Raw genomic sequence first — 8,554 nt, 5'->3', positions numbered from 1 at the left:
CCCCGCGGCCCCGCGGCCCCTGGTGGTGCCCTCGTGGCCCCCCGCCCACAACCCGCCCCAGCCCCCGCCCGCCGGGGCGGGCGCCCCGGGCCCCCCGGCCGCCGCCGGCCGCCGCCTGTTCCAGGCGGTACCGCTTGCTGGCCACCAGGGCGAACTCGGCGGCGACGAAGAAGCCGTTGAGCGCCAGCAGGACCACGGAGGTGATCAGCGCGAATCCGGTGCTCATGCCGTCACCTCCGAATGCCCGTCGGTGACCTGGAGACGGACCGAGTCGGCCACGTGCCGATCCACCGCGAGCACCTCGACCAGGGCACGCGGCGGCACCTGGCCGTTCTCGCCGTCGGCCGGCAGGCTGATCTCCAGCCGGTCACCGACCTCGGGCACCCGGCCCAGCTCCCGCATGACCAGCCCGGAGAGGGTGTCGTACTCGGCCCCCTCGGGCAGGGCGATGCCGGTGCTGTCGGCGACCTCGTCGATGCGCCAGCGCGCGGGCACCACCCAGGAGCCGTCCTCCTGCCGCGTCGGGGCCCGCTCCGGCGGGTCGTCCTCGTCGCGGATCGGGCCGACCAGTTCCTCGGCGATGTCCTCGAGCGTGATGACCCCGGCGAAACCGCCGTACTCGTCGACCACGCAGGCGAGCTGGCGGTGCCCCGAGCGGAGCCGGTCCAGCACGGTGGGCAGCGGCAGTGTCTCGGGCACCAGCAGCGGCGGTACGGCGACCGCGCTGACCGGGGTGGCGGCCCGCTCGGCCGGTGGTACCTGGAGCACGTCGGCGATGCCGATCACGCCGACCAGGTCGTCGACGCCCTCCGCGCCGCGTACCGGGAAGCGGGAGCGGCCGGTGTCGAGCAGCTCGACCACCCGGCTCACCGGCTCGTGTGCGCGCACGGTGTGCACGTCCACCCGGGGCACCATCGCCTCGCCGGCCGTCAACTGCCGGAAGTCGAGCCCCCGGTCCAGCAGCTCCGACATGTCGGCATCGAGATGCCCCTCCAGCCGGGACTCGGCGATGATCTGTTCCAGGTCCTCCGGGGTGGCACCGCTGGGCAGTTCCTCGATCGGCTCGATGCCGACCCGCCGCAGCAGACGCACCGCGGACTTGTCGAAGAGCTTGATCAGCGGTCCGGCCATGGCCAGGTAGACCAGGGTGGAGCGGGCCAGTGCCCGGGCGACCGGTTCGGGCCGGGCGATGGCCAGGTTCTTCGGGGCCAGCTCGCCCACGACCATCTGCACCACAGTGGCGATGACCAGGGCCAGCGCGACCGACAGCGGCAGGCTGACACCGGTGGAGACACCGGCCACGCCGAGCAGCTCCGCCAGGCCGGCACCGAGGAAGGGTTCGGCGACGTAGCCGACGAGTAGTGCGGTCACGGTGATGCCGAGCTGTGCGCCGGAGAGCATGAACGACAGCCGCCCGGTGACCTCCAGGGCCCGGACGGACGCCTGGTCACCCTCGGCGGCGAGCTGCTTCAGCTTGCCGCGGTCGACCGCGACGTAGCCGAACTCCTGCGCGACGAAGTACCCCGTCGCGACGGTCAAGACAACGATCAGAAGAAGACCGACGAGGATCAACACGGGAGGTTCAGGGCTCCCGGGGTCGTCGGTGCGTGGGGATGCCGGGGCCTACCCGGCTGGCTACTGCTGCCCTCCTGGGCAGAAGAGTCGATCATGTGGTCATTCTACCGGCGGCGTGGCCCGGGCCGGGCGGGTGTGCTTACTCATTGTGTCCGCAGGGCGGGACGGCTCAGTGGTCGGCGAGTTCGTCGACGTCGAGCAGGTCCCGGTCCACCCGCCCGGCCCGGTAGGCGGCCCGACCGATCATCTGGGCGGCGACCGGGGCGGTGGCCAGTTGAAAGACCCCGACGAGAACGATCATGCCGAGGTCGGCCGGGCTGCGCAGCCGCAGACCCACCCCCAGCAGCAGAAGCAGCACGCCGAGCACCTGCGGCTTGGTGGCCGCGTGCATGCGACTCAGCGTGTCCGGGAAGCGCAGCACCCCGATGGCGGCGGCCAGGCTCAACAGCGCACCGGTGACCAGGCTTACCGCGGCCAGCCAGTCCGCGACGGCGCCCGGTGTCACGGCCGGTCCCGGACGGCGAAGCGGACCAGCGAGACGGATCCGACGAAGCCGAGCAGGGCGAGCACCACCAGCACCGGCAGGGTGGTGGCGTGCCGGTTGACCGCCGCCTCCGCGCCGACGGCGCCGACCATGGTGGCGAGCAGCATGTCGGCGGCGACGACCCGGTCCAGCAGCGTCGGACCCCGGTAGAGGCGGACGAGGGCGAGCAGCGCGGTCACCGACAGCAGGCTGGTGAGCACGACGGCGAGGAAGATCGTCACGGGAACTCCTTGTCCACTTCTCGGGTACGCGTCCGGCGTAGTTCGGCGGTCGAGCCGATCGCCGCGACGATCCGCCCTTCCACGGCGCGGACCTGGTCACGGCTGGCGTCGAGGGCGGCGGGGCCGCGTACGTCGAGCACGTGCACGTAGAGGATTCCGGCGTCCCGGTCCACCTCGATGATCAAGGTGCCGGGCACCAGGGAGAGCACCTCGGCGGTGAGGGCGAGGTTGAGGTCGGTGGGCAGCCGCAGCCGCACGCCGATGATCGCCGAACGGGGCGTGTAGCCGGGCTGCACCGCGATCCGGGCGACGTGGGCGCTGGCCCGGACCAGCTCGACGACGAACCGGCCGCCGAAGACCAGCAGACCCCACGGCCGGAGCCGGCCGTGGAAGGTCACCGGCGGCAGCGGGAAGAACAGCAGCACCACGCCGGCGGTCAGCAGCCCGCCGAGCAGGTTTCCCCAGGTGAACTCCCCCCAGAACAGGTTCCAGGCGAGCACCAGCCAGCCGTAGGCGATCAATTGGTCACGCCAACGGCCGACCCGGGTCCGCCGGTCCGGAGCCGTCGGCGTGGTCATGACGTCCCGCCGGGCAGAACGGCGCGCACGTACGGGGTGCGCTCGATCAGATCCGCCGCCGCCCGCCCGGTGAAGTCGAACAACGGTCCGGCCACGAAGGTCAACGACACGCCGAGCACCACCAGGGCGACCGTGGCGCCGACCATCAGCGCGGGCAGCGGAGCGGTCGGCGCGACCGTTTCGCAGGGCGAGCGCCAGAAGGCGATGTTCCACACCCGGCTCGCCACGTAGAGGGTGAGCAGGCTGGTCACGGCTCCGACGGCCACCAGTGTCCAGGGCAGCGGACCGCCCACGGCGACACCGGCCTGGAGCAGGCCGAGCTTGCCCAGGAAGCCGGAGAACGGTGGGATACCCGCCAGGTTCATCGCCGAGACGAAGAAGAGCACGCCCACCAGGGGCGCCAGTCGAGCCAGCCCGCCGAGGCGGCGCAGGTCGGTGCTGCCGGCCCGCTGCTCGACCAGCCCGGAGATCAGGAACAGGGTGGTCTGGATGGTGATGTGGTGGACCACGTAGAAGATGGCGCCGACCAGTCCGGCGACCGTGCTCAACCCCACGCCGAAGATCATGTAGCCGATGTGACTGACGAGCGTGAACGACAGCAGCCGCTTGATGTCCGACTGGGCCACCGCGCCGAGGATGCCGACGAGCATGGTCAGGCCGGCCGCCACCATCAGCAGTTCCCCGGCCCGCTGGTCCGGGAAGAGCAGGGTCTGGGTCCGGATGATCGCGTACACGCCCACCTTGGTGAGCAGGCCGGCGAAGACCGCGGTGACCGGGGCCGGCGCCGTGGGATAGCTGTCCGGGAGCCAGGCCGACAACGGGAAGACCGCCGCCTTGATGCCGAAGGCCACCAGCAGCATCAGTTGCAGGCTCAGCCGTACGCCGTCCGGTAGCGCGTCCAGCCGCGCGGTGAGCTGTGCCAGGTTGAGCGTGCCGGTGGCCGCGTAGACCAGGCCCACCGAGATCAGAAAGATCATCGATGCCAGAACGTTGACCACGACGTAGGTGGAGCCGGTCCGGATGCGTGGCCCGGTGCCGTTGAGGGTGATCAGGACGAAGCTCGCGGCGAGCAGCATCTCGAAGCCGACGAAGAGGTTGAACAGGTCACCGGCGAGGAACGCGTTGCACACCCCGGCGGTCAGCACGAGGTAGGTGGGGTGGAAGATCGCCACCGGCGACCGCTCCCCGACCTCCGCCTGGCCCTGCCCGATCGAGTACAGCAGCACGCAGAGGGTCACCGCCGAGGAGACCACGAGCATCAGCGCGGCCAGTTGGTCGGCGACCAGCACGATGCCCACCGGCGCCGGCCAGCCGCCGAGCTGCACCACCAGCGGGCCCTGCCGGTACGCCTGGACCAGCAGGACCACCGCCACCACCAGGCTGGTGCTCAGGCAACCCACGCTCACCGTCCGCTGGGTCCACGGCCGGCCCGCCAGCAGCAGGGTCAGCGCGGCACCCAGCACGGGTAGCACCACCGGCAGCGAGACGAGCGTGTTCATCGCCGCCTCCGGTCCGGCCCGGTCGACGCGTACCGGCTCATCCCGGGCCCTCCTCGCGCGGTGGGGCGGGTGCGTCGACCTGCTGCGGGTCGGCGGTCGGCGGCTCGCCGGTGAGATCGGCGGCGGAAACCTCCCGTTGGGCTCTCCGGCGGACGATCTGCCGGTCCTCTATGTCGTCGGGCACCTCGTCGTCGCCGCTGAGGTACCAACTGCGGTAGCTGATCGCCAGCAGGAAGGCGGTGAAGCCGAAGGTGATGACGATGGCGGTGAGCACCATGGCCTGGGGCAGCGCGTCGCTCATCGCCGCCTCGTCACTGACGCCGACCACCGGCGCCTCCCCGGACCGGCCGCCGAAGACGATCAACAGGTTGACGCCGTTGCCGATCAGGATGACGCCGAGCAGGACCCGGCTCAGGCTGCGTTCCAGCAGCAGGGTCACGCCACAGCCGACGAGTACCCCGATCGTGATGAAGGAGACGAGGTTCGCTCCGGCGGCCCTCACCGTGCCTCCCCTCGCTGGCCGGCGAGCCCGCCCCCGGGCCCGCCGGCCGCCTCGATGTGCCGGTCCACCTCGGCGCCGAGGCTGCGCAGCACGTCCAGCGCCAGACCGATCACCACCAGGTAGACGCCGACGTCGAAGAAGAGGGACGTGACCAGGTAGAAGTCACCGATCAGGGGCAGCCAGAGGTCGACCGTGGTGCTCTTCAGCACGGTGCCGTCGACGATCAGGGAGACCACCCCACTGCCGACCGAGAGCAGCAGGCCGGCACCGAGCACGGTGCCGGCACCGACCGGCGCCGCCTCGACCAACTCGTACCGGCCACCGGCGAGATAACGCATGGTCAGCGCGAGGCTGGCCACCAGCCCTCCGGCGAAGCCGCCACCGGGCGCGTTGTGCCCGGAGAAGAGCAGGTAGAGCGAGAACAGGACCGCGGTGTGCGAGATCAGTCGGGTGACCACCTCCAGCACGATCGACCGTTGCCGTTCGTGCAGCGTCGTCCCGCCACGCAGCCAGACCGCCCGACCTGCGGGCGCCTCGTCCTCGGCGACCTCCCGGCGACGGGGACGGGGCCCGGTACGGGACCGGTGGAAGATCAGGCTCGCCACTCCGGTGGCCGCCGCCACCAGCACCGCCATCTCCCCCAGCGTGTCCCAGGCACGGATGTCCACCAGGGTCACGTTGACCACGTTGCGTCCGTGCCCCTCCTCGACCGCCAGGTGCGGGAACTCCTCGGAGATGGACCGGGCCTGCCGGGCCGCCGCGGCACCGACAGCCAGCGCGGCAACGGTCGTACCGACGATCACGCCGATCGTCCGCCGGATCCAGCGACTGCGCCGCAGCGGCCGGGTCGAGAACCGTTCGGGCAGTCGACGCAGCACCAGCACGAAGATCGCGATGGTCATCGTCTCCACGAGAAACTGGGTGAGCGCCAGGTCGGGCGCGCCGTAGAGGACGAACAGCATCGCGGTGCCGTAACCGGTCATGCCGACCAGCAGCATCGCGGTCAGCCGCCGACGGGCACCCACGGCGAGCAGGGCGGCGACGCAGACCACCAGCAGCACCACCGGCTGCGCGGGGGTGGCCCACAGTTCCAGTGGCTGTTCCCAGGGCTCGATGAGGAACACCGTCCCGCCCGGCACCGCGGCCAGCACGATCAGGATGAGGCCGAGATACTGCGGCAGGGAACCCCGCTGGGTGACGCTGGTGACGTCCAACGCGACCCGGTCGAAGCGGTGGGTGATCCACTCGTACCCCTGTTGGCCGGTGACCGGCCAGCGCAGCCGGGCCAGCACCGGGGCCAGCGGGCCGCGCAGCGCGAACAGCGCGGTGCCACCCACCAGCGCCAGCGCGGACAGGCCGAGCGCCGGGGTGAGCCCGTGCCACAGGGCCAGGTGTTTGCCGACGGCGCCGAATAGTTCGGGATACGGGCGGAGCAACTGGTCCAGCGCTCCCGCGGCCGGGCCCGCGACGAGCCCGACGACGGCCAGCAGGGCCGGTGGGGCCAGCAGCGACGGCGCGATCCGGCCCAGGTCGGTGGCGTCGGCGCCGGGTCGGTCGGCGAACGCGCCCCAGATGAACCTGATGCTGTACGCGACGGTGAGCACGGTGCCGACGACGAGCACCGCCAGCACCAGCGGCTGGTCGGCGAAGGCGGCGAACACGGCCTCCTTGGCGACGAAACCGAACAGCGGTGGCAGCCCGGCCATCGAGGCGGCGGCGAGCACGGCCACCCCGGTCAGCGCCGGTGCGCTGCGCCGCAGGCCCGACAACTCGCGCAGGTCACGGGTCCCGGCGCCATGGTCGATCACGCCGACCACGAGGAACAGCGCCGCCTTGAACAAGGCGTGGGCGAGCAGCATGGCGACTCCGGCGAGCGCGGCGTCCGCGGTGCCCACCCCGACGACCACCGTCAGCAGTCCGAGCTGGCTGACCGTGCCATGGGCGAGCAGCAGCTTCAGGTCGGTCTGCCGCAGTGCCGCCCAGCCACCCACCAGCATGGTGGCCAGACCGGCGACCAGCACCACCGGACGCCACGGACCGATCACGGCGAGCACCGGGGTGAGCAGGCCGAGCAGGTAGACGCCGGCCTTCACCATCGCCGCCGCGTGCAGGTACGCGCTGACCGGTGTCGGTGCGGCCATCGCCACCGGCAGCCACGAGGTGAACGGCAGCACCGCCGACTTGGACAGCGCACCGAGCAGGATCAGCAGTACCGCGACGACCAGGTACACCCCGCCCGGCAGCGGTCGCTGGGCCAGCTCGGACCAGCGGTAGGTGCCGGCGTGGTGACCGAGCATGAGGAACCCGACAAGCATGGCCAGGCCACCGAGGGTGGTCACGGTCAGCGCCTGGGCCGCGGCCCAACGGCTCGACCGCCGTTCGGTGCTGTGACCGATCAGCAGGTACGAGAAGATGGTGGTGAGTTCCCAGCAGACGTAGAGCAGCAGCAGGTTGTCGGCGAGAACCAGCCCGAGCATCGCCCCGGCGAAGGCGACGAGCACCCCGGCGAACCGTGAGTTGCCGAGCGCGTCGGGCGGGAAGTACCGGGCGCTGTAGCCGAGCACCAGCGCGCCCACCCCGCCCACCAGCAGGGTCATCAGCCAGGACAGGGTGGTCATCCGCAGCGCGAGATCCAACCCCAGTTCCGAGATCCACGGGTAGTTCTCGACGACCGCACCGCCGTGCGCCACGTCGGGTGTGCGTACCAGCGCCCAGCCGAAGGCGGCGGCCGGCACCAACGCCAGCAGGTAACAGGCGCGCGGACCCCACCGGCGAACCAGCAGCGGCGCCACGACGGCCGCCACGAGGTGCAGGATCAGCAGTACGAGCACGCGCGCTCCCGGTCGAGGTGGCCGCGACGCCCCACGGGGGTTGGGGGTCTAGCAGCGATCAGACGACAGATCAGCGCGCTATGGATGCTTTTTCCGAGATAAAAACACTTTCGCCGTCAATGCGGTGAAAGACGGGTAAAGACCGAATCAGCTGTGCGCGGCGACATCCGTCGTGGCGCTCCCGCCGCCCCGCACCGGACGCCCCTCGACCACCAGGTCCGCCCGACCGAGTTGGGCCGCGGCCTTGTTCACCAGTCGCTGCGCGGCGGCCAGAGACCGCACGGACAGCAACCGCCCACGGCTTTCCCGACGCAGGACGAAGTAGTGCACGGCGGCCCGCACCTGGGCCCGATCGGCCGCGCTGGCCTGCGCGGTGGAGACGACGAGTTCGCGCAGGCAACTGGCGAGCCGCTCGGCCAACTCGAGATCCGCGCCGTGCAGCCCGGCCCGCAGGGCGGTGACATGGCTGTCGACCTTGCGGATCAGGATGTCGGTGCCGGGGCCCGAACTCCGCTCCTCGACGGCCATCCCGCCCCCTCCACCGCTCACCACGACCCGAGTGAAGTTACTTTATGTTGCCTCACCAGAGCAAGCAGTTAAGTGAGACTTAACGGATTCTCGGTGCAAGTAGTCTTAAACGCCTTAACACGACATAGTCGCCCCGACTCGCGGCGGACGACTGTCGGTGCCCGGGGGCAGGATGGGTGCGTGGCGGACTCCAGCACGGCCTCCGGCGAGGGGGTGCTCTCCCGGTTCGGGCCGGCGTCCCGGGAGTGGTGCGGGGCGGCGTTGGCCGCACCGAGG

Annotated in this window: 9 protein-coding genes; all 9 read right to left on the bottom strand. The window is 71.3% G+C overall.

Annotation, left to right across the window (positions count from 1 at the left end):
• A partial coding sequence (locus V5O40_RS27410) for a CNNM domain-containing protein (RefSeq protein ID WP_332908136.1) occupies positions 1-226 on the bottom strand: 226 nt, incomplete at its 3' end.
• Positions 223-1,575, bottom strand: a complete 1,353-nt coding sequence (locus V5O40_RS27405; RefSeq protein ID WP_332908135.1) for a hemolysin family protein — start codon at positions 1,573-1,575, stop codon at positions 223-225. The genes V5O40_RS27405 and V5O40_RS27410, both read right to left, overlap by 4 nt.
• A gap of 169 nt (positions 1,576-1,744) precedes the next feature.
• Positions 1,745-2,080 carry a monovalent cation/H(+) antiporter subunit G gene (gene mnhG, locus V5O40_RS27400; RefSeq protein ID WP_332908134.1) on the bottom strand — a complete coding sequence of 112 codons (336 nt, stop codon included), beginning with the start codon at positions 2,078-2,080 and terminating at the stop codon, positions 1,745-1,747.
• On the bottom strand, positions 2,077-2,340 hold the full coding sequence (locus tag V5O40_RS27395; protein WP_164445627.1) for a monovalent cation/H+ antiporter complex subunit F: 264 nt from the start codon (positions 2,338-2,340) through the stop codon (positions 2,077-2,079). Before V5O40_RS27395 ends, mnhG begins: the two co-directional genes overlap by 4 nt.
• Positions 2,337-2,918 carry a Na+/H+ antiporter subunit E gene (locus tag V5O40_RS27390; protein WP_332908133.1) on the bottom strand — a complete coding sequence of 194 codons (582 nt, stop codon included), beginning with the start codon at positions 2,916-2,918 and terminating at the stop codon, positions 2,337-2,339. Before V5O40_RS27390 ends, V5O40_RS27395 begins: the two co-directional genes overlap by 4 nt.
• Positions 2,915-4,417, bottom strand: coding sequence for a Na+/H+ antiporter subunit D (locus tag V5O40_RS27385; RefSeq protein ID WP_332908132.1), 1,503 nt, complete (start codon positions 4,415-4,417; stop codon positions 2,915-2,917). Before V5O40_RS27385 ends, V5O40_RS27390 begins: the two co-directional genes overlap by 4 nt.
• A 37-nt stretch (positions 4,418-4,454) precedes the next feature.
• Complete coding sequence (locus V5O40_RS27380; RefSeq protein WP_269739297.1) at positions 4,455-4,919, bottom strand: Na(+)/H(+) antiporter subunit C; 465 nt, start codon at positions 4,917-4,919, stop codon at positions 4,455-4,457.
• On the bottom strand, positions 4,916-7,750 hold the full coding sequence (locus V5O40_RS27375; RefSeq protein WP_332908131.1) for a Na+/H+ antiporter subunit A: 2,835 nt from the start codon (positions 7,748-7,750) through the stop codon (positions 4,916-4,918). Before V5O40_RS27375 ends, V5O40_RS27380 begins: the two co-directional genes overlap by 4 nt.
• Before the next feature lie 147 nt (positions 7,751-7,897).
• Positions 7,898-8,278 (bottom strand): hypothetical protein, encoded by a 381-nt coding sequence (locus V5O40_RS27370; protein ID WP_332908130.1) that lies wholly within the window; start codon positions 8,276-8,278, stop codon positions 7,898-7,900.
• Positions 8,279-8,554 lie beyond the last annotated feature (276 nt).

Origin of the sequence: Micromonospora palythoicola (assembly GCF_036689795.1) — a bacterium.
Taxonomy (GTDB): domain Bacteria; phylum Actinomycetota; class Actinomycetes; order Mycobacteriales; family Micromonosporaceae; genus Micromonospora; species Micromonospora palythoicola.
Note: the sequence above shows the minus strand (reverse complement) of the source record. Positions and strands in the feature narration are given on the sequence as shown.